22 protein-coding genes are annotated in these 20,920 nt (G+C 59.9%); 10 read left to right on the top strand and 12 right to left on the bottom strand.

The genetic code is table 11. The features are described 5' to 3' along the window. The first annotated feature begins 112 nt into the window (after nucleotides 1-112). From IM725_RS03710 to IM725_RS03700, 3 genes are all read left to right on the top strand, one after another. Nucleotides 113-775, top strand: coding sequence for a transporter (locus IM725_RS03710; protein ID WP_193779230.1), 663 nt, complete (start codon nucleotides 113-115; stop codon nucleotides 773-775). Nucleotides 776-921: 146 nt separating this feature from the next. Beyond that, nucleotides 922-3,522 carry a TonB-dependent receptor gene (locus tag IM725_RS03705; protein WP_193779229.1) on the top strand — a complete coding sequence of 867 codons (2,601 nt, stop codon included), beginning with the start codon at nucleotides 922-924 and terminating at the stop codon, nucleotides 3,520-3,522. Nucleotides 3,523-3,616: 94 nt separating this feature from the next. Then, a complete protein-coding gene (locus IM725_RS03700) occupies nucleotides 3,617-4,588 on the top strand; it encodes a YncE family protein (protein WP_193779228.1) in 972 nt (323 codons plus the stop codon). A gap of 202 nt (nucleotides 4,589-4,790) precedes the next feature. On the opposite strand, the gene IM725_RS03695 is transcribed toward IM725_RS03700, so the two are convergent. The 3 genes from IM725_RS03695 to IM725_RS03685 all read right to left on the bottom strand — a co-directional run bounded on the left by IM725_RS03695 (nucleotide 4,791) and on the right by IM725_RS03685 (nucleotide 9,037). Further along, entirely contained in the window at nucleotides 4,791-5,486 is a 696-nt protein-coding gene (locus IM725_RS03695) for an aldolase (protein ID WP_193779227.1), read from the bottom strand. Between the two features lie 1,194 nt (nucleotides 5,487-6,680). Next, on the bottom strand, nucleotides 6,681-7,058 hold the full coding sequence (locus tag IM725_RS03690; protein WP_193779226.1) for a hypothetical protein: 378 nt from the start codon (nucleotides 7,056-7,058) through the stop codon (nucleotides 6,681-6,683). A 608-nt stretch (nucleotides 7,059-7,666) separates the two neighbouring features. Then, nucleotides 7,667-9,037 carry a PsiF family protein gene (locus IM725_RS03685; protein WP_193779225.1) on the bottom strand — a complete coding sequence of 457 codons (1,371 nt, stop codon included), beginning with the start codon at nucleotides 9,035-9,037 and terminating at the stop codon, nucleotides 7,667-7,669. Nucleotides 9,038-9,495: 458 nt separating this feature from the next. Between IM725_RS03685 and IM725_RS03680 the strand changes: the two genes are divergently transcribed. Then, entirely contained in the window at nucleotides 9,496-9,684 is a 189-nt protein-coding gene (locus tag IM725_RS03680; RefSeq protein WP_193779224.1) for a hypothetical protein, read from the top strand. Between the two features lie 1,375 nt (nucleotides 9,685-11,059). Next, nucleotides 11,060-11,506 (top strand): helix-turn-helix domain-containing protein, encoded by a 447-nt coding sequence (locus IM725_RS03675; RefSeq protein ID WP_193779223.1) that lies wholly within the window; start codon nucleotides 11,060-11,062, stop codon nucleotides 11,504-11,506. A 191-nt stretch (nucleotides 11,507-11,697) separates the two neighbouring features. On the opposite strand, the gene IM725_RS03670 is transcribed toward IM725_RS03675, so the two are convergent. The 7 genes from IM725_RS03670 to IM725_RS03640 all read right to left on the bottom strand — a co-directional run bounded on the left by IM725_RS03670 (nucleotide 11,698) and on the right by IM725_RS03640 (nucleotide 15,832). Further along, on the bottom strand, nucleotides 11,698-11,979 hold the full coding sequence (locus IM725_RS03670; RefSeq protein WP_193779222.1) for a hypothetical protein: 282 nt from the start codon (nucleotides 11,977-11,979) through the stop codon (nucleotides 11,698-11,700). Nucleotides 11,980-12,050: 71 nt separating this feature from the next. Further along, nucleotides 12,051-12,434, bottom strand: coding sequence for a hypothetical protein (locus IM725_RS03665; RefSeq protein WP_193779221.1), 384 nt, complete (start codon nucleotides 12,432-12,434; stop codon nucleotides 12,051-12,053). Between the two features lie 53 nt (nucleotides 12,435-12,487). After that, the gene (locus IM725_RS03660; RefSeq protein ID WP_193779220.1) at nucleotides 12,488-12,640 is read right to left on the bottom strand and encodes a hypothetical protein; all 153 of its coding nucleotides are present in this window, start codon (nucleotides 12,638-12,640) and stop codon (nucleotides 12,488-12,490) included. A 477-nt stretch (nucleotides 12,641-13,117) separates the two neighbouring features. Further along, a complete protein-coding gene (locus IM725_RS03655; protein ID WP_193779219.1) occupies nucleotides 13,118-13,885 on the bottom strand; it encodes a hypothetical protein in 768 nt (255 codons plus the stop codon). A 17-nt stretch (nucleotides 13,886-13,902) separates the two neighbouring features. Next, the gene (locus IM725_RS03650) at nucleotides 13,903-14,190 is read right to left on the bottom strand and encodes a hypothetical protein (protein ID WP_193779218.1); all 288 of its coding nucleotides are present in this window, start codon (nucleotides 14,188-14,190) and stop codon (nucleotides 13,903-13,905) included. 75 nt (nucleotides 14,191-14,265) lie between these two features. Further along, on the bottom strand, nucleotides 14,266-15,600 hold the full coding sequence (locus IM725_RS03645; RefSeq protein WP_193779217.1) for an Arm DNA-binding domain-containing protein: 1,335 nt from the start codon (nucleotides 15,598-15,600) through the stop codon (nucleotides 14,266-14,268). Further along, nucleotides 15,593-15,832 carry a hypothetical protein gene (locus IM725_RS03640; protein ID WP_193779216.1) on the bottom strand — a complete coding sequence of 80 codons (240 nt, stop codon included), beginning with the start codon at nucleotides 15,830-15,832 and terminating at the stop codon, nucleotides 15,593-15,595. Before IM725_RS03640 ends, IM725_RS03645 begins: the two co-directional genes overlap by 8 nt. Nucleotides 15,833-15,982: 150 nt before the next feature. On the opposite strand from IM725_RS03640, the gene IM725_RS03635 reads away from it, so the two are divergent. The 3 genes from IM725_RS03635 to IM725_RS03625 all read left to right on the top strand — a co-directional run bounded on the left by IM725_RS03635 (nucleotide 15,983) and on the right by IM725_RS03625 (nucleotide 17,990). Then, entirely contained in the window at nucleotides 15,983-16,201 is a 219-nt protein-coding gene (locus tag IM725_RS03635) for a helix-turn-helix domain-containing protein (RefSeq protein WP_193779215.1), read from the top strand. A gap of 757 nt (nucleotides 16,202-16,958) precedes the next feature. Then, nucleotides 16,959-17,291 (top strand): hypothetical protein, encoded by a 333-nt coding sequence (locus tag IM725_RS03630; RefSeq protein ID WP_193779214.1) that lies wholly within the window; start codon nucleotides 16,959-16,961, stop codon nucleotides 17,289-17,291. A gap of 9 nt (nucleotides 17,292-17,300) precedes the next feature. Beyond that, a complete protein-coding gene (locus tag IM725_RS03625; RefSeq protein WP_193779213.1) occupies nucleotides 17,301-17,990 on the top strand; it encodes an Abi-alpha family protein in 690 nt (229 codons plus the stop codon). Between the two features lie 322 nt (nucleotides 17,991-18,312). Here the strand turns inward: IM725_RS03625 and IM725_RS03620 are convergent, their stop codons facing one another. Next, nucleotides 18,313-18,888 carry a DUF3800 domain-containing protein gene (locus tag IM725_RS03620; protein ID WP_265334983.1) on the bottom strand — a complete coding sequence of 192 codons (576 nt, stop codon included), beginning with the start codon at nucleotides 18,886-18,888 and terminating at the stop codon, nucleotides 18,313-18,315. Between the two features lie 10 nt (nucleotides 18,889-18,898). Here IM725_RS03620 and IM725_RS20300 point away from each other — a divergent pair, with 10 nt between their 5' ends. Then, nucleotides 18,899-19,081, top strand: coding sequence for a hypothetical protein (locus IM725_RS20300; protein ID WP_227753555.1), 183 nt, complete (start codon nucleotides 18,899-18,901; stop codon nucleotides 19,079-19,081). A 66-nt stretch (nucleotides 19,082-19,147) separates the two neighbouring features. Here IM725_RS20300 and IM725_RS03615 read toward each other — a convergent pair whose 3' ends face one another. Next, on the bottom strand, nucleotides 19,148-20,131 hold the full coding sequence (locus tag IM725_RS03615) for an integron integrase (RefSeq protein WP_193779211.1): 984 nt from the start codon (nucleotides 20,129-20,131) through the stop codon (nucleotides 19,148-19,150). Nucleotides 20,132-20,426: 295 nt separating this feature from the next. Here IM725_RS03615 and IM725_RS03610 point away from each other — a divergent pair, with 295 nt between their 5' ends. Next, nucleotides 20,427-20,786, top strand: a complete 360-nt coding sequence (locus tag IM725_RS03610) for a hypothetical protein (protein ID WP_193779210.1) — start codon at nucleotides 20,427-20,429, stop codon at nucleotides 20,784-20,786. The last annotated feature ends 134 nt before the right edge of the window (nucleotides 20,787-20,920 follow it).

Raw genomic sequence — 20,920 nt, 5'->3', positions numbered from 1 at the left:
GTGGAAACTTGCGAGCCCTCGGCGGCGTTCCTCCTTGAGGACTGCCGGAAAGTCAGCGGTGCTCGCTGTGATCGCGTGGTGCAGCACAGTCTCACTCGCAGGTCCGCCATTCTTGACAGACGATCCGCAGCCGGTGGATCGCTTCCATACTGAAGTGAATCTGTCAGCTCAGGGAACGCGTGCCGACCAGGGCCGGGCGGGGGCCCTCTCAGCAGACGTGAATTACGGCTGTGCGGCCGAAACGCAGTGCCACATCGCTATTCCCTTGGCGTTTTCCAGTGCATCGGGCGCGGGTTCGCAGGCCGGCCTGGGTGACGCTGAACTGGGCGTGAAGTACAGGTTCCTCAATCGCCCAGAAGAGGGGTGGATGGCTGCGATCTACCCAACGGCTTTCCTGCCGACGGGTGATGCCGCTCGCGGGCTTGGCAATGGACGCGCGCAACTGTTGCTTCCGCTCTGGGTCCAGAAGACATCTGGCGCCTGGACCTGGGACGCCGGCGTCGGGTATCTCGTGAATCGGGCAGCGACCGCCCGCAGCAGCTGGTACTTCGGAGCGCTCGTCCAGCGCTCTTTCGGCGACGCCTTGAGCCTGGGTGGGGAGATCTTTCACCGCAGCCCGATGGCGAGCGATGCGCCGTCCACTAGCGGATTCAACGTCGGGGCAACCATCAAGCTGACGGAAGGGCGGAATCTGCTCATCTCCGTTGGCCGCGGGATTCAGGGTGTCGCCGCCAACCGGTTCTCCTTCTATACCGCCTGCCAGCTGGAGCTGTAGGCGGCTGTGGCGCCATGCGCCCCCGATGTGAAAGACGTATGACCGCCAGCCCGTGTCCCTGGAGGGTCACAAGCCTTTCAGTCGTCACGGTCGAGTCATAGAGCGCCCATAGCCTCGCGGGTTTTGTAACAACCCGACCTGACGCCATGTCCTCCTCATTCCGCAAGGCGATTCTCCCGCTGCTGATCGCCCAGGCCTACGCTGTTCCGGTCTTCGCACAGGACGCGTCCACGGCTGCACGCCCCACCACCGCGCTCAATGCGGTGGTGATTGAAGCTCAACGCACCACCGAGGGCACGGCGCGCCTGGCTCAGGAGGAAGCACCGAACCTGATCAACGTGATGACGGTCGAGCAGATGCGCAAGCTTCCCGACGTCAACATCGCGGAATCGGTTCGCCGCATCCCGGGGATTTCTCTGGAAACTGATACCGGAGAGGGCCGCTACATCAACATCCGCGGGCTCGACGCGGACCTGAACAGCACCACCTTCGGCGGCCTGAGACTGCCGCCTTCCAATAACGCCTCACCCTTTGGTGGTGGGCGTGCCGTCGCACTCGATGCGATTCCGACCGGGCTGGTCGGTGCCATCACCGTGACGAAGACCAACAAGCCCGAGCAGGATGCGGAGGCCCTGGGCGGCACGATCGAAATCACGCCCAAGACCGCGCCCCTGAACGGAAAGCCGTTCTTTGATGCACGCCTGGGCACCGGGTACGAACCTCTGCGAGGCACTTCGATCCAGGACATTTCGCTGTCCGCCGGCGGCCGCTTCGGTGTCGGCTCTTCGGGCGGCGGCGTGGCCGGCTATTCCGATCGCCCGTTCACGGTGGTCGTGACCGCGACCTACTACGGCGACAAGCGCGGCATCGACGATGTTGAGCCCAGCTACCTGGATGACGGTGTGCACCCTTCACTGGCCAGCGCCGGCTGGGACCAGCGCTACTACCAGTACAACCGGAAGCGGCACGGGCTGGGTTTCGACCTTGGCTACCAGCCGGACGCCACCCAGTCGTACTATGTTCGCGCCTTCGACGCCGGTTACACGGAGACGGTGCTGCGCAACCGCTTGACCGTCACTCCGGACGGGAACCCCACGCTCTCCAACGGTGTGTTCACCGATGGTCTGACGGCCAACGGATTCGACAAGACCCTGCGCGACGAAAAGGAGCGGATCAACAACAAGGTGTTTGTACTGGGTGGGCGGAACACCTGGGGCGACCAGGAGCTGGACTATCGGGTCGGGCACACGCGCGGTTCGTACGACAAGCTCTACGACTACAACTCGGACTTCAATTACACGCCAGCCACGGGCACGATCAGCTACGCAAATTCCGGCGCCGGCAACACGCCGCGATTCACTGTTTCCAATGGCGTGGATTACCTGAATCCGGCCAACTACACCCTGGTGAAGTTCCAGAACAGCACGCAGACCATCCACGACCAGGAGAACTCTGCTGCGCTGAACTTCACGACACCGATGAAGCTATTCGACGTTGAAGACGAGTCGATCAAGACCGGCCTCAGCGCTCGCGCGCGCATTCGCACTGCGGTGGGCCAGCCCTATTCGTACAGTGGGCTGCCTGCGCTGCCGCTCACCTCTGCCTCGAGTGGTGGCAACGTCAACTTCTATGACGGTCAGTACAACAACGGACCGCAGATGACCCCTGGCCTGCTGCAGAACCTGTTCGCCGGCGACCAGACCATTTCCTCCAGCAATGCGACCAACGCCGCGCTCCAGCAACTGACGGCCCGGGAGAGCGTCTATGCGGGGTACGGGCAGTACCAGATGAGTCAGGGGCCGTGGAGTGTGCTGGGGGGACTGCGCGTCGAAACCACGCACGCCCACTACGCTGCCAACGCCAAGGGCGTGGATGCCTCCGGAAACGCGTTCATTTCCCCTGTGGCGAAGGACGTGAACTACACGAACTTCTTCCCCAGCCTCCAGGGCCGCTACGAATTGCAGCCGTCGACCTACCTGCGGGCAGCCTACTCCACAGCGATTGCGCGGCCCGGGTTCAATCAGGTGACCCCGTCGTTGAACATCAACCCGTCCTCGGGCTTCGTTTCCCAGGGAAATCCCGACCTCAAGCCGATCACGTCAAACGCATTCGACGTGGCGATCGAGAAGTACCTGCCCGATGCGGGTATCCTTTCGCTGGGCTTGTTCGACAAGGAGTTCAAGAACTACATCGTCAACAGCGTGACGAACCAGACCTTCCCCAACAACGGGTTGTTCGCTGGTTTCGTTGGTGTGGCGCACGTCATCTCCTATTCGAACAGCAGCCATGCGCATGCCCGTGGTGTTGAATTCAACTACGAGCAGCGCTACAAGCAGCTCCCTGGCTTCTGGGGCGGTCTGGGCACCGACCTAAACTACACCTTCGTGGACTCCAAGTTCGAGATCCGTCCCGGCGAGTCCTCGACGCTTCCGTCGACCTCGCGCCACACGCTCAACGCAGCGGTCTTCTACGAGCGCAACGGGGTCAACCTGAGGGTCGCTGCCTACTACCTCTCGCGTAACCTGTGGGCTGTCGGCGGCGACAGCAGCACAGACGTCTTCTCCGAGCCTCGCCTGTCGCTCGACATCGGGGCCTCGTACGCCATCAGCAAGACCGTTTCCATCTTCCTGAGCGGCAAGAACCTGACCAACACGCCGCTGCGGTTTTCCGAAGGCAGCGCCATCAAGCCCATCCAGCGCGAGTTCTACGGCCCCACCTACCAGATCGGGCTGAACGTCTCCCTCTGAGCTGGGATCAGAGTCCACAATCGAGCTTGCGGTCTGCGAACGGTCGCCTTTTGGAAGATCAATGATGTTTAATAGAGTCACCCTTGCTTGTGCATTGCTTGCATCGTCGGCGGTGGGGCATGCTGCCCCCCAGCTGACGCAGGAGATCCCGATTCCTGGCGCGACGCGGTGGGACTATGTGACCGCGGACACGCGTGCGCATCGCGTCTACGTGGCGCATATGGATCGCGTTGAGGTCATCGACGCCCGGACCCACCAGCCGGTGCTCCAGCTCTCACCGACCCCGGGTGTTCATGGTGCGGCGCCGGCCCCGGATCTCAACCGCGTGTTCACGAGCAACGGCTCCTCGGACTCGATGGGCGTGTTCGATATGACCACGGGCCAGCTGCTGGAGACCGTCAAGGTGGGGAAGAAACCTGACGCCATCATCTATGACAGCCTCACCCAGCGGGTCTTCACGTTCAACGGCAAGTCCAACGACGTGACGGCGGTGGACGCGGTGACGCTGAAGGTTCTTGCGGCCTCGATTCCGGCTGGCGGCGTTCCGGAGTTCGCCGTGGCAAATGGCAAGGGTCAGGTGTATTTCAACATCGAAGACACGGCCCAGATGGCAGTGTTGGACACGCGATCGATGAGCATCACCAGCCACTACAGCCTGGCGCCCTGCGACGAACCCAGCGGCCTCGCCATGGATCCTCAGGAGCGCCTGTACAGCGTGTGCCGGAACGCGATCATGGTAATTAGCGATCCGTCGCGGGGTGTCGTGATGGGGCAGGTCCCGATCGGGAAAGGCGCGGACGGTGCCGCGTGGATGGATGGTTTTGCCTACAGCCCAAATGGACTTGATGGGACGCTGACCGTGGTCAAAGAAGGCCCTCCCGGCCAATTCGTGGGAGTCACGACCCCCAGCGCGCAGGGTGCGCGAACGATCGTTGCGGATCCGGAGCTGCACGAGCTGTACTCACCTACGGCGGACTTCAAGGAGCCGGGCGACAAGGACCATTTGAAGCGACCGGCAGCCGTCCCGGACACCTTTAAGCTGCTGGTTATATCGAGTCCCCGCTAAGTCACAGGCCTGACACGCGGCATACCTATCCGCGATTTCGCCTTCTCAAAGGATGAAGCTTAGGGCGGTGTAAATCTTAGGATCCACCTCAAGTGATGTCCGCTTCGGGTGAGAGCTGGCGGATGGCAACCCACGCATACCCAATCCGCCAGTCTTACTGCTGCTGACCAACGGAAGACGAATCACTTCGAGGAACCGAAAATCAAGGTACGAGTCGTCGAAGCGCTTCAAAAAACAGATCGGACTGTTCCCGCTCGGACTGTATCTGTGCGGCTGTGCGCCGGGCCAGATCATGATCCGCAATAGAGGCAAGCTTGAGACCCGAACTTCGTGCGAGGACTTCGTGCTGCGCCGCTCGCTCCAGGTAGTACAGGTCGTCGTAGGCGTAAGCAATAGTTGAACCCCCGACGATCACGCCGTGGTTTCCAAGAAACGCGACGTCTCGGTCCTTCATTGCATGAGCGATGCGCTGACCTTCGGCCAGATCGAGCGCTAATCCGTTGTATCGGCGATCGACAGAGATGCGTTCATGGAATCGCAGGGCATTTTGGCTTAGTAGGGGGTCGATGGCACCGGCATCCGTTAGCGTGAGCGACGTTGCATAGGGCATGTGCGTGTGCAGCACGACCATGTGGCCCGCGATCTGGTGAACCGCCGCGTGAATGAACAGGGCTGTCGGCTCCGCTCGATGTCGGCCTTCAAGAACCTGACCTTTGCCGTCGACGAGCAGAATGTCATCGGCGTGGATCTCGCTCCAATGCAGACCGCGCGGGTTGAGAAGAAACCTGTCGCGGTCCACAGCTACGCTGAAATGGTTGCAGACACCCTCAGAGAGTCCATGCCAGTCTGCGGCCCGCAATGCAAGCGCGAGGTCGTCGCGAAGTGAGTGGTGGTCCATGAAGAGTCTGCGGTTAATGAAGGCGGCGGTTTTAGATCCTGAGAAGATACCTTGACTCTTGAGTGGAAGTAAGACTCGTCTTCTCGAGCTGAATCAGTGCGGGCACAAGTTCGTTTAGGCGCTTGCAGAGCAGGTGCTGCGACGAGGCGTGGACCTTCGTTGAACCCCTCTCAACGCGATGAACACCTAAGTCAGTCGCCGCTGATCCGGTCAGTGTGACGCAGATCCTCTTTTTTGTCCTTAGATGAGCAAGAATCCACCAAAGGTGGCAGATTATGCTTTGAGTCACATTTCAAGCAAATATTAGCTGTTTGGATAGGATCGAATGAGCAAGGCTTCCGCGACGCCCACGAGTGCAATCCCTGATCCTCCGTCTTCACGCATAACTGGGAAACGCGCTGGTTCACGTGTCCGACGCTGACATACGCGAGGAGCTACATCGCACGCTTAAGGCGCACGCTGCCTTGCGGGGGCTCACTGTGGTCGAAATGATTGAGGAATGGGTCGCTCAGCTACCGCCATTGATTCGGTAAAGTGAACTCCACGATGCATTCACCGGGCCTTGTCGCGCTATCTGGAGCCGACTGAACACTGCGCATCTTCACGCACTTCGTGACGGCTGAGCCTGGATGCTACGTTCTAGTGGACGCGGTTGAATCTCGATGCGCGACCTTATTCTGAAGAAGAGCCCGGTGTCGATCAGCAGGCCGAGTCCGAGAGTTGTGGCCCCTCATTGTCGAGGCGTGATCCACCTCGGCACTACCCCTCCATAGGGTAAGAGTACGGCCGCAGCAGCCGACGCGGCTGCGAGACCTTGGATGGGACGGTCATATCTGGTCCTTTCGACTCAATCTGGGTCGGGATGATCCCGAGCATCGGGTGAGTCAGGTGCGTTGGGCCTCTGCTCGAGGTCCGCTGCTTCTCTTAACTGAACCAGTCGTTCGAGTGCGCTGTCCGCCCCTTCTCCCGTGTGTCCCTGGGAGGCCAGAGCACCTGCGGCAGGTGCATTTGTTGGTCGACTTGTCATGAATGCAAGCCACTTTATCTGCTGAGCCACATTTCGGGTGTCAGCATTTTGTGAACTCGCTCGCTCACCTGGTGTGATTCCAACTGCTCAGCCTCAGGTCACCAGGCTGTGCGCCCTCTTTTGGAGAGCCCGGCCTCGGTCGGAAGCTTCTCTTGCGCGGTCGACGCTCACCGCGAAGTTGCGCCTGGGTCCGCATTCAACCAGGTCGTAGCAGTTTCAAGGGTATGGAAGATGCGTATATCCAAGCCTGCCTCTCGAGCGGTGGCTTCAGCAACCCCATTCCAGAACTCGGGCTGCATGACCAGTGCAACCTTTGAAAGATGGACGAACTGCTGGGCCGAGTGCTGGCCAAGTGTCTTTCTCTCCACGTCGCTCAACGAAATGTCCACCGCGAGGAAGTCCACAACCAGATAGTTGCGGCCAGTGCGCAGCCCAGCTTCAGCTGCGAAGTTGCAGGCCGCGCAAAGATCCGCAAGCGACCCAGGCCCCGTCCCAATAACGATCGGGTACCGAGGTCCGTGATGGATTGAGAGGTTGAAAATCATGGCTCACTGATAGCCAGGGATCGAAAGCTAGGAGTAGTGTAGAGCTAAAGGCGAGTATCCAAACCAGACCTGTGCAGATGGCCATTCGCACGGCGTCAGTTCGTGCCCCTACGCAAACCCGCCAGGAGGCTCTTTCTGCTGGTGCTTCAAGTCCTGTGACAGATCAACTTGGCTTTACCACTTGCCGGTTGGGCTCGGCTTGCTCATCCTTGAGGTCGACCCTGAGACTGCTCTCATCCCTTTCGGTGAGGCCGTATTCGGCGCCTTCCTCCTCTGTCATGTGCCAGGTTGATAGTCGGTGTCGCCCGCCCGGGAAAAGCGGCGGCATCCACCACCAGTACAGCTTGATCTCCCTCACTATCTAGGACTGTGGCGGCGCGGGCTGACTAGGTCGGTAAGGCAAGGGCACAGCTGATCACTTAAGCCAGCTTTACCCGCAGCTTTTGCTGTGTCGGGCGCCTGCGCAGCGCTCATATATGCCAGCTCGGCAGCCGCTCCCTGCCGTCCGGGAAGAGGGGAAAGGAAGCCAGCGGAAAAAACCGTTCGACCTCCTCGATGCCCGCCGTCGCGGCCTGAACCGTATGGCTGGCACAATGGAACGCGCCTTCTCAACGATCGCACGCCGTCATGAACGCCTTGCGCACCTCCCCGGTGAGATGTTGCTGTCGGGCACTCGCCAAGCAGGCCTTTCTAATCGTCGTCGCGATCGCATCGAAGCGCTGGGTGTAGATGTCCGTTCCGGTCTTGGCACTCTGGCCTGTCCATGCGGAGACGATCTCCGGCTCGGAAAGAGTGGCGAGCTGGGGCAAGACGCCGCGGCTGTCCAGCATTGCCGGTGTACCGATGGCCGACATGTCTGATGCGAACCATTCGACGGCAAAAGCGCCGTTCCCCGCGCGTCGCAAGGTGAGGTAAGTGCCGTCCGCGAGTTCGGTCGCTGCCGCCGGCAGCGACGGAAGCGGCGTCGCCGCCATCGTTGCGGTGCCCTGGGCGTTGAGCAGCTGCCCGGATGCGCCAGTGCTGTCGCCTTCGAAGAGTACGTAGCCGCCGGCCAAGGGCATGAGGACGATGGAGCGCAGCGTGGGAGGGACGATCTCGACAAAGGAATGCGCCGCGCTCCAGGCCTCCACTTCGGCTTCACGTCGGTAGAAGTTGTCCGTGCGCACGATCGTGAGCGCGAAGCCGCCGCGCTCGTCCGGCTGGAGGCTGAAAGCGAGTTCAGGGAAGTCGCCAACTTGCGCGGGCGCACCTACGGGGCGTGCGTTCTTGTCGAACCAGCGAAGGTACAGCGTCGACAGCGAGCTGAAGATGCTCGAGTAGTGCGTGACAGTCCATGCCACAACAAAGCCACCATCCGACGTCAGGGCGAGCACCGACGGTCGACCCAGGAAGGGACTCTTACCCCCGAGGTCCGCGATGACGTCGACCTGTTGAGCCGCTCCCAATGACATGCCGTGACGATCGACATGCTGAACATACGCTCCGGTTGCGCTCCTGGTCTGGCCCGTTCCGGCGTCGACGTCGCGGGACACCCGGTAAAGGACAACCACCGAGCCGTCATCCAAAACGGCGGCGGATGCCTGCTGAATGGCCTGCGCGGCGGCATCGGGTGCCCGTGCTGACACATCGATCACGATCGCGGTTTCGGCACCTGTCTTCGTGCCTTTGTCGTTGTAGGCCTGCATCATCAGCGGCCCCGCGTCGGAGAGCCACACCAGGACGTAACCGCCGTCTGCCGTTGCACCGACGCCGCGCAGCGCCTGATCACCAGCGCGGGTCGAATTGGCGACCGTGACAGGCCCCTCCTGAAGGGTTGGCGTGGTTGGGGCACCGGCGGCGGTCTGCGCCGCGGGCGCGTGGGCGACCGATTCCGTCGCCTGCAATGCGCCTTCGGCAACCTGAGGTACGCCAGCCCCATCGCCTCCGCCACACGATGAGAGAGCGGCCGTCGACAAGGCGATCCATTCGAGCTTGAGCATCTGGAACCTCCAGCCGCCCGGAGCGGCGCGACTAAGGAAGGTTAGGCCGATTGATGGGCGGGATTCGGTCGGGTTGGTAAGCGCCGCGTGACAACTCACAGACCGCGATACGCATTACCGCGGAAGGGGTTAATTTGCTCGCTTGGGCGCGAGCTGCCGTGCTTTCTGTCGCGGTAGCGGGCCATATTTAGCGCATGCAATGTGCGCTAAATTTACATATGAATTGTCGCGGATGAACGTGGTGCCCTCATTACCTTGGGTGCCACATGCCAGTGCGCGAAGCATTCGGTTGCAACACTCGCATTTCTGAGTGAAACTTCTGAGACATGCCGCAGAGATGGGCTCTGTGCCCAGGCCATCCGCTGGTAACTGCCAGGGCAGGCCCAGGCGAGGAAGGGGGCCACCTTCTGGTACAGAGTTAGACCGTTGGCAATCGAAGTATCGGGAACATCACGACCATGCAGAAAGAAAGCGAAGATTCAATCCAGTTTAAATCGACATTCCCTCAGCCAACAGGTCCAGTGCCTTTGATCCTTGACGACCACGAGGATCTCCAGGAGCGCAATGCACGCCTTCAGTCTTGGGCATGGATCATCGTTGCTGCGGCTGCGTTGGTCGCGATAATTGCCACGCTTCGATTGCGCTGAATCCTTCGAATCTTCGCTCATACCTCTCTTGGCCTCTGGATGGATGCCCCATAAAAACCCCTCATCGTACCCAAGTACCAAAGTCATAGTTCAGCGTATGAGGCACTTGGCTGATGCTCACACGCAACAGGCAGTTTTTCTCGATCAGAAAGCCCTGTATTCACTTTTCGGCAGAGACCAGCTGAGAAAATCCGTTTTGAATGAAGTGATCGCGGCGGCAGCAAATCAGGCATTGCGGCTGATGGTGCACCACAAGAGCCCTGCGTGTGCAGTGTTACTGTCAGATACGAGTGTCGCGCCCTTGAAAGTAGGGGGGGGCGCTGGTCCGCGCGGCCGTGCGAGCTCATCCGGATGCCCCATCCAAACCTTTGTCTTTAAACTCTGCAAGGGGCGTGCGTCCTACAGGAACCCGCCAGGCGGGTTCTAAGGCGGGTGCCGAAACGCTGGCGGCTGAGCGCGCAAATAAATTTAAGGTGGCTGGGTGACGATAACAGGCCCGGGGCGAGGACTCCCGGGTCTTCACTGTGTAAGGCCTGTGCGACCAAACCGCCGCCTCGGCCCTTCCGGCCCCGACGCGTCGGTACTTTGAGAGTTTGCGTTGCCTGTAAGCTTCATAGGCCAAACGAGGCGCCGATAGTCCGCCTCAAGCATCAAACTGAGTCGGCATGTCTATGCCGTCCGAGCACTGGTTAGGTGTGAGCCTCCACCCACCTTATTCCAAAGGCTCTTGCGCGTTCGACGGCCTCAGATTCAGTTTTGCAGGGCTCGCCAATGAACTCGCGCTCGGCCAAGTGTGTCCCGCGCTGATCGAAGACCGCGCATCGTGCATGAAAGTGGTCGCCTTGAGCGATTGCATCACAATCGAGTCGATAGCGACCATACGTGAATAAATGTTTGGGTGTCATATTGACGCTTAGCGATCTCAGGTCGAAGAACTTCAAATCTGACATTGTGTAGGTTTGCTGTTGTGTACGCTCCATGGATAAAGTCTACGATCGCCATTCGATGCTCAGCCTCAGGGACGAACTCAAAACAGCATAGACGCCATCGAGCTTGGTCGTCATAAGTTGCTGCCCACCTCGCCTGCATTTTTGAATTTTATTCACAAGGATAGATGAGTAGGAAGGAATCCGTTTCCCTGATGCCTCTCGGCGCTCTAATGAGGAAGACACGCGTAAAGTCTAGAGTAGAAAAACCGCCGGTGGCGGTGCTGCCCGCGCTTGAATGAGTCGCTGGGCCCGCTTGCGGAAAGCCCTCGCACTGCCGTTTTGTCGTCCGCTTATGCACTTCGGCATTTGATGGAAAGGAGCTGACTTATTACGACATGCTCCCACGTCACCTTCGCGTTACACGTGCTCGTGCAACAATGTCCTCTATGAGCACACTTACGGCAACAATTCATTCCGAGATCCGGCGCCTTGCGCGCAAGGAGGCGCGCCAAGAAGTTGAACCTCTTAGAAAAGCACTGGCCACATACAAATCGCGAGTTCGGGAGTTAAATCAAGACGTGGCAACGCTCAAACGCCAACTCGCCCAACAGGCACGCGCATTGGGGCGTAGCGGAGCTGCAGTAGCGTCGGCAGAGCGCGAGCAAAAAGGACAGCCGCTGCGCTTCCGACCGTCCGGACTGGTCTCACACCGCAAACGCCTGGGATTGTCAGCTGCAAATGCGGCCACACTCATCGGAGTGAGTCCTCTGACGATTTACAAATGGGAGGCGGGAAGCACAAGGCCGCGCGCTTCACACATGCCCGCTATCGACAAGCTACGCAAAATGGGACGGCGCGAGGTGGTTGCGGCGCTCGAAGCCGCCTCCGCATAAAAGCGTTTCAGTTTGATCCGGATTCTCGACAGTAAGTGTCCGGTAATCTTCGATGTGATCGGTTACTGCGAGCAAGTCGCCCATGCACTAATTCACCAGATCGGTATCGCTGCCAGGTCCGAATATGACAGAAGCTCTATGCCGGTTCCCTGCGCGCTCGTCAGACAACATCAGAGTCATATCAGATCGACTCAGCTCATATTGAAGTGAACTTCATTGCGCGCAACTACCATCGCGCAGTCTTGTGCGAAGTCCTCGATCCTCCTGAGCATTTCTTCGGGCCACAGCATGCGTGTGACCTCGTTGCGTACCACTCCCTCCTGGACTTCAGAAGTCATAGCCCAAAACTCGTGTACGTCTGACTTCAACTTCTCGCGCATCTCCTGCTCGTCCGACGCCCACGCGATATAGGCGAAAAGAGTGGCGCCTTCGCCCGTGGCCGCGTAGTAGCACGAGGCCGTGTGAATTTTCATGGTCATATGTTGTCCATGGTTTTGATTTGAAGGCGTAGGGCTTCTGCACGCGCTACGCGCTTCCTGGCCATTCAACTGCCACTTCCAGCTGATGCCTGCTTCCACTCGGTGTCGCTGGTGGGGAAACAACTGCTCTCGTCTGGCCCGCAGAGCATCCAGTCGCCGTTGCGACGCAACTCGAGAACAACAGGTGCTCCGCGCTCAAAGCGAGGGGCGCCGTAGAGCGGGTAAAACCCAGTCTCCGTCTCCACCAAAGCCTTGGGCGCGTATCCCCCAAGCGTCACGCTGCGCACATGCCCGGCCGAAATGCGCTTCGCGACCAAGCCAGAGAGAACAAGCTCCGCCAGCAAGATGGCGACCAACACCATCAAGGTTACCGTCATGACCCGATCGAAGAGGTTGCCGCGCGGCGTGTCGAGCGGGCGGCCGGGCTCAGATATCCGCTTTTGGTTCATGTGGTCCTCCAATTCAGTTGGGTGAGAAGTAAGGGCGCCCACGTGGCGCCAATTCACCGAAGTAGCGTCGTGCGCAGGAATGAGTCCCAGAGAACGGCGATGAGGCCGACGAGCAGTCCCACTGCAACACTCAGGGCGATGCCTTTCTTCAGCATTTCCTCCACCTCGCGTTGACGTCGCTGCTGATAAAGCCTCTCGAAGTTCATTTCCGGCTCTGGAGTGCTGTCCAGCGAGCCGAGATTGAGCAGGAGCTTCGCAGTAGCGGAGATGTAGCTTCCATCGCGTTAGCATTGCTCAATGCGCTCCAACAAAGGGGTGCCCCATAGCTGCTCGGTTCCTAATTTCGAGGCACCCCCGGGGCTATCCGGGCCACTTCGGCCCAGCCCATGTGAACGTTCGAGTGCGACTTCTCAGGCATGTGAACGTCGTTCGCTGCCCAGGTCACATAGGCGAACAGGATGTGGCCGCCCTCTGGGCTGACATGTGAGTGCCATGCAGTAAATAGTGTCTGGTTCATGGACCTCTCCCTCGTGGGGTTGCTTGTTTCGTCTCAAGACTTTGCTGGTGCTGTGGCATCCTATGACGCTCATGCCCGTACACGCGTGGCGCCAAACGGCATGGAAGTGCCGTTTGGGACCTCGTCGAGCCCTGCCATATCTTCTGCGACGCTTTTCGGTCAGCGCTCAGCGCATACGGGAGTCGAGGTTTGCCGTCCTGGCCGCAGCGGCAATGCGGGAGACTTGGCCGGGATCGCACTCGTCGCCGCCTTCGCAGCCGAGAGCAGCGCCCAGAGTGCTCGCCAGTGGCGAGTTGCGCCGCCGCGGCTGTTTGAGCGGTTCTGCGAGCAGCGCCGCCCGTAGCGTAGCGGACGTCCTGGATTCCTTCAGGCAGGGGCACGCAGCGGCAAAGGCACCGATAGCCCACGCGAAGCCCACCACCCAAGCTGCGGCGCGCTCATGAGGGTGGAGAACACCTGACTTCTGTGCACGCCCTGCTGCCTTGATCGCTCGGTCGAATGGCAGGTACTGCACGATCTCCGTGCGCCCCATTGAGAACACTGTCTTTGGCGTGGGGCGGAATAGTGCCCACAGCACGTCTTCATCGGCAATCAGGTCCATGAATAGCGCGTCCAGGTCTTCGCAGCCGATCTGGGGAACCATGCGCATGGCATGCGTGCGCAGTCGGTCGTAGTCGCGCTGGGTCAGTTCTGAACGCAGGACGACTGGCCGGCCGAGAAGCCGTTGCAGCGGAGAGGGAGTCGTACCCCGCGGGGCGTGACGCCAATCAGGTCGCGGCACGGGCGCTGCTTGGTTCGTTGCTGACGGCTTGCTCTGGAAGAAATCAGGCGTGAGCGCGTCCGGCGAGGCGACCGTTTGGATAGCGCGATGAAGCGGGTGGGGTGTTCCAAAATTCGAGGAAGTGCCCTGGGACGGTTGGGAATGCGGTTTCATGTGCTTGCTCCAGCGAGTCAGAACGACGTTGCGAGGATTTGGCTCGACAGATTGATGACCCAGGCTTCGTCCTGCAGCGTCATATGCAGGTCGAGCTTGTTGAGCTCCTCGGTCATCTTCTTGAGAATTTCAGGACCAAGGGCGTCTTTGGTGGCTTCGGGAAAGCCCATGACGCAGATGAAGGTGCAGCTGTAGCGCTGCACGGTTTCGGGCTGCGGCGCGAGCTGTGCCGGCTTGGTCGAACGGGAGCGGGGCTTCGAGGCGTTGGACGGCGTCTTGGTGTTGGGAGCTTTCTTGCTGGTCATGGGGTTTCCTGAAAATTTGGGCGACAGAACCCCGCACCGGTCAAAACCGGCGAATTTCGCGGGGCGAGGAGAAGATCAGTTCAGGCTGATCGCAGCGTATGGGTGCCAGGGCGGGGGCTGGCCGGGAGGAGTGGCAGGCGCGCCGTCATCGCAGTCGTCAACCGAATCCGTGGTCGACGGTGCCTCGTCCGGCAGGAGCACCGGGGCCTCGGGCAGACGGCCTGCAAAGCTCTGCGTGAGAAGCCGGTCGAATGCGGATCCGTCCTGGCGGGTGAGGTTGGGCACGAAGCGGCTGTAGGTGCGAAAGAGCATCTCGGTCGTCGTGTGGCCCAACTGACGGGCGATCCACTCCGGCGCCTCGCCGGAGGCGAGCCACAGCGTCGCCGTGGTGTGCCGCATCTGGTACGGCCGGCGATGGGCCAGCCCCAGGTGGCGCAGGAGCGGCCGCCAGACCCGGTTGTTGAAGTTCTTGTTGTCCAGGGGGTTCCCTGCCTGGTTGCAGAACACGTAGTCGGAAATCTTGCGGGTGCTCTTGGCCTGCAGGCGAAGCGCCTCGTAGACCACCTGGGTCATCTGGATGTCGCGCTGGCTGTCCTCGGTCTTGAGTTCGTCCTCTTCGCCCAGAACGATGGATTCGCGAACCAGGATCAGGCGCCGCTCGAAGTCGATGTATTTCCACTTGAGGCCATGGACCTCTCCCGTGCGCATGCCGGTGAAGAACCGCACGGTGAAGTACGCCCGGTAGTCCTCTCGCGCCCGGGCCAGGATGAGCTGTACCTCCGCCAGGCTGAACGGCTGGACGTCGCTGCGCTTGTTCTTGAGCGGCTTGATGTTGCGAAAGGCGGTCTGGAACTCGAAGCGGTCAGCCGCCTCGTTGAGGATCTGGCGCAGCGGCTTCATCACCGCGTTGATGCGGCGATTGGACAGCGTCGAGTCCTCGCCGCGCGCGGGCGCCTTGGCGAGATAGCCTCGGAAGGCTAGCACGTCCGCCCTCGTGATCTCGCCCACCGGCCGGTTGCCGAAAAAGGGGATCACATACTTGTCCAGTGCGCCGCGCTGGGTGATGCGATAGCTGCGGCGCCACTGGATCTCGTTCTCTGCGAACCACAGGTTGGCGAATTCGGCCATGGGCGGGGTAGGGCGGCCGGCTGTCGCACTCGCCGGTTGGGACGGAGCCGGTTCGGTTCGGTCTTCGTCGGTTTCGCGTTGGGGCAGGGGTTTGCCGAAGGTCTTGGCGTAGTCGAAGGCACCAAGCGCGATCTCGGTCTCGACGCGATCGAGCACCTTCTGCAGGCGCTTGCGATTCGCGGGGGTGTCGGCGAGGAGGGTGTACTCCCGGAGACGTTGTCCTTGGAACCGAAAGTCCATGAACAGAGTCCCCTTGCTCGAGAGAGCGCGAATACTACCCATGGAGCGCCCCTCCTCCGGCCATCGGAATTGCATCTGGACCCGCCGCGGAAGCGAGGGCCATGTCCACCTCGATGTGCTCCCAGATATAGAGGGTTTTGCGGCCGCCGAAGGGGCGGATGTAGTGGCGCCCCTCGATCAGGACGCTATCTTTCATGCGCTCCCGGATGGTCCGGCTGTCGTACTTGATTCGAGCCGAGAGCTCGTCGGTCGTCAGATAGGTGCAGGACGCCACTGGTCACTCCTTTGCGTTGGTGGGACAATCAGGATTCAAAAAGCTCACGCAGCGGGCTTTTTTGTCATCTTGAATGACATTATGGAGTGATAAATAGCATCGTCAAGTGCTTTTTGTCATCTTGAGTGAAAAAAAGACACGGAGCATGTTGTGATCAAGTGCCACTTGTCCCGCCTCATGGGGGAGAGAAAGCTGAAGATCAGCGATGTGGCGCGCGACACCGGCCTGCACCGGAACACGATTACGCTGCTGTACCAAGAGACGGCGAATAGAGTGGACCTAGAGGCTGTCGATGCGCTGTGCAGGTACTTTGGGGTGGGGGTAGGAGACCTGTTTGAATGGCTCGACGGGACGACTTCTAGTCCTTGAACAAGCCCCTGTTCCGCCGCGTGCGGGGTTTGATTTCCACAGTCGCGGCGAGTCTCAGCTGATTCTGCAGAAGAGACGCTGCGGAAGATCAGAGAGCAAGCGCCGGACACCTTGGTCTGGCTGATCTCTCTAAGAATTCTTGGCGCGTCAGGGGAGCGCGGCGGGATTGGTGAGCATGTTCCTTGCCATCGCCGGTTTCATGGTCGCCATGGAAGGTTCCCTTCTGCGCCGAACACGGAAAGCACTGGGTAGTCCAGTTCGATGATTGACGGCTCGTGTGGTTGCCAGAACATCACCACGTACTTCGCGAAGCCGGTGTACTGGAGTGAGTGCGTCGCTGTGTTGAGCTCCTAGCCAGACATCAGTTTCGCCTGCACCTGTAGGCTTTGCCGTTGCCTTCTTTGGAGCACACGGTGGTCTGCTCGCTGGCGTGCGTGGAACATGCAATGAGCGCACAGATCGCTCCAAAGGCAATTGCTGTCATCCGCTCAGCCCTCCTGTAGGTCCCGCGAGAAGCACGGGTGCGTACTCGCCTCGGAAGCCGTGCGAGAGCGTGCCTCGCACCTGTCGTCAGCTCACGCCCGTCACGCCCGCGGGCGCTGCGCGATCGCACGGTGCGCCAGGAGCGGAAAGGATCAGCGCGGCATTGAAGGTGCCCATCGAAGGCGCAGGGTAGGAACTAGGGCTAGTGCCAGGGCAATGGGTTTGACATCTCGGTCGGCCTTCTCCCATGATGCGAGCGGAAAAGGGAAAGCCCATGAGAAAACTCGCTGCGCTCGCTATCGGCGGCGCTCTTTGCATCACATCCACGCTTGTCAGCGCAGACGTCGCGAGCCAACTCCAGCAGTATGTTGGGTACACAATCGTCGCGGTCCTCGACATCGTTGGTTATCAGGACAGCAACGGCAAGCATGGGGACAGCTTTGAGGGATGTGAGTACGGCCGGGTGATCATCTTTGAGGGGAACGAGGCTCTCACTTGCACAGGCTATGGCTACCACTACGGCTACAGGCCGAAAGCCCTGGTTCTCAGCCGAGGCGGGTCATTCAAGATGATCGTCGACAGTGACGTGTACGACATGCACAACTGAGGTTCGGGCATGACAGATGAGGCGAAGGCAGTACAAGAGATCGCAAAGGCGGCCGCTAAAGGAATCGATGCAGCGAGGGAGGCTGGCGGATTCCTAGCGCAGTACCTGCATGCCCCGCTGGAGGTTGCTTCGGCAATCTGGACTGACCGGCTTAAGTACATGCGATGGGAGCGCCAACAACGCTTCATTGCCAGGGCAAAAGACTTTTTGAAAGAAATAGGGTCGAACGAACCGACTCGAGTCATACCTCTTAAGAATGCGTTGCCGCTGATCCAAGCTGCGGTTTTGGAGGAGGACGACTACCTTCAGGACGAGTGGGCGAAACTTCTTGTGAACGCCGCCGATGCTTTGGGCCCGGACGTGCAGAGAGCGCACATTGAGATTCTGAGCCAGCTCACCCCCGTAGAGGCGCGGATCTTAGAAGTGATCTATGCACTCCCGTTTGAGGCGACCCAGCACAACGGCGCTTACACTGCGGGTCTACCCAATTCCGCAGAGGCCGTCGTGCCTGATGCGACAAGGGAAGAGAGGGGCGTTACTCCCAGTGAGGAAATCTGTGTCGCCCTCGGAAATTTGGCTCGCCTTGGCTGTCTGCGTCTGAGTACATCTTGGGGCGGCGGCGAGCATTTCTACAAGGTTCTGCCGACGATGCTGGGCCGATCCTTCGTGCGGGCGTGCACGCTACGCCAAGCGACATGAAGCTGTTGGCGATTGCTTCCGTTTGAGCGATGTCCAGCAGATTGCGAAACTCTTCGGGCGCTGAGCGCTTAAGACGAAGCAGGCTCGGCCGAAGGTTTATTTCGCATCGTGCAGCTGCGCTAGATCTTTCTGGGCATCGGGGTTGTGTGCCAGCTCGCTGTGTGGAATCCGATGCTCTGGCGCTCGTAGGGCCGGTACCGCTTGACGCTTAGCAAGCGTGTGGCATGCTCTACCCCGTGTTGGTGCGGTCCCGGTCGGTGATAAAAGCCCCGGGGCGCTTCCTCTAGATAGCTGACGGTTACGGGGCCGCACCCACCTTCGTCTAGTAGTAGTGCTTGTCGCCTCGTCCCCAGAGGTCGAACTCGTACTTGATCTTCTGGCGAACACGGTCGTACGCCCGCTCATCGCCCCGTTCCCACTTACGTTGAATTGCCCAGGTGCAATAGTCCGCTGCCTGAAGAAGTGGGTCAGAAGCAGACGAGCAAAACGATGCCCTCCATGAGCCAGCGTCGATTTTCTGGGTCTGCTCCAAGACATCCCGGATCGCGTCCGAAAAGTCAGCCTGCCCTTTCTTCACCCCGATGGAGGCCGTAGTGACCATCAGCTGGTCATCCAGCCTCGGTATGATGCGGCGCATGGTGTGCCGAAACAGGTAATACCAGGCGTGCTTGTAAAAGCGGTGCTGAGATTCTCTGATCTGTCTTTGAGCCTTGGACTTCTCTAATATCTGCGCATAGATTTCGAAGTCGTGCTGATTTAGAACCTCGTACACCCGGTCGCGGACATACGGCGTGTCTTTGGTGGCGTGGAAATAATCTGGGATCGGGACGTTGTCCCAGAGCAAATCTCGTCGCAACCGCAAGAGGTCGTGGCCGAGTTCGCAGTTGTCCATCTTCATCGCACAGACGATGAAGTACCTGCTGGCGTTTCTCTTGCGAGAAAAATTTGAAATCACCAGCCTCGTCTGCGAACACGAAGCGACGCATCTAGCACCTCGACTTGCGGCAGCCGACGCGCTTGCGCTGCATTTTTCGGCCGCTCTTGAACGGCGATTCCGGTGTGAGCTGAACACCCAGACCGGAAAATGTTGAACAGCGTGATCGGCGACATGAACGCCCGCGGTACCATTGCCGCCGTTCACGCGTTTACCGCGGAACTCAGCAGAGCGCATCAAGCGGGCTGCTCGTTCCGCCGGCGGCTACCTTCAAGACATGTGTGTAGATCATGGTCGTGCTCACGTCGCTGTGGCCAAGTAGCTCCTGCACCGTCCGAATATCCGTGCCTGCCTGCAGCAGGTGAGTCGCAAAGCTGTGCCTAAGCGTGTGAGCTGACACCTGCTTGTGAATGTTCGCCTTGACCACGGCGGCTTTGAGCGCGCGCTGCAGGCGCTCCTCGTACAGGTGGTGACGCCGAACGATTCCAGTTCGGAGATCGGTGGCGAGCGTCGGGGACGGGAAAACCCAGAACCAGCCCCAGGTCTGCCCCACCTTGGGGTACTTGGCTTCGAGTGCGTGGGGGACCTCCACGCCTGGACTGTTTGCCTTGCGATCCGCCTCCCAGACGCGCCGCGCCGAAGTGATCTGGTCTTGCAGCGCCTGCGCGAGGGACTTTGGCAGCATGACCACCCGGTCCTTGTTGCCCTTCGCTTCCCGCACGATGATCACGTTCCTGTCAAAGTCAACGTCCTTGACGCGCAGGCGCATGCCTTCCATCAGCCGCATGCCGATGCCGTAAAGCAGCCGCGCAACTAGGCCGATGGGCCCGTCCATGGCGTCCAGGAGGGCTCGAACCTCGTCCCTCGTCAGCACAGTGGGGATGCGCCTCGTATAGGCCGGTCGCTGCAGATCCTGTAGCCACCCCAGTTCCATGCCCATGACCTCCTTGTAGAGAAAGACGATGGCACTGAGCGCCTGCTTGTGCGTTGACGAGGACACGCGCCGCTGGTTGCTGAGCATGGTCAGGAACGCTTCCACCTCCTTGGAGCCAATCTCCCTTGGGTGGCGCATGCCGCTCCAGCGCACGAACATGCGGATCCAGTACACGTAAGCCTTCTCGGTGCTCAGGCTGTAGTGCAGATACCGTGCTCGCTCCCGGACCTGGTCGAGCAGTCGAGGGGCGCCTTGAGCAGTGCGGGTTTCCATGCTGCGTTTATACTGTATGTGCGTACAGTATAAGGCATGGTTTCCCCTCTGCAGCAGAGATCGAGCAGGGCGCTCAGAGGCCGATTCGATGTGGTTATCCCGCACGGTTATCCGCCGCCTGTCGAAAACGCTGGATGCGGGATAACAGCTGTGGAATAGTAAGACCTCGCGCCGACAGGGGAGGCAGAGAAATGCCATCGCATCAAGCACTTACGTGCAACGAGACTTCCAGGTTATCCCGCAGCTGCGGGATAACTGGTTCGCGCCTGCGGTCTAAATTACGTTAGAGCTCATTTTGGAAAGTTTGTCGCCGTTCACACTAGGCCTGATCGTCGCAGTTTGCGTCGCGTTTCTGGCGTATGCAGCCGCGACACCGTTCTGCCGTGCGCCGTCACGAAAGGCGGTTCTCGACGCCATGTTTGAGGCGTTCTTCGGAGCCTTCCTGACATGTATGTTTGGATACCCGACCATCCGTGGTTTCATCGAAGATCAGGCCTGGTTCGTCACCAAACGCGGGGCGGTGGTGGTGCTCAGAGTTAGCAGCCCAAATTTCTTTTGGTCAATCGAGGGCTTCGGCTCTGCTGCAACGATGCTCGGGGCGCTGATATTGTTCACAGGAGTCCGCAAGGTGAGGCGAGCGCGCAATGAGCCCTAACAGGTCCTATATGGACTCCTCCCCAACGACAAGGTTCTGATCACTGTAGTTGGCCTTTGAGGTAAACGCCTGCGGTCGTATATCCGGCATCAGTGGTGGGCTGCTTGAGCCCGTGCCGTCATGGGTTCCGCGTG

This window comes from Ramlibacter aquaticus, assembly GCF_015159745.1.
In the GTDB taxonomy this organism is placed as follows: Bacteria; Pseudomonadota; Gammaproteobacteria; order Burkholderiales; family Burkholderiaceae_C; genus Ramlibacter; species Ramlibacter aquaticus.
The sequence above is the reverse complement of the archived record's forward strand: the minus strand, read 5'-3'. Positions and strand labels throughout refer to the sequence as shown.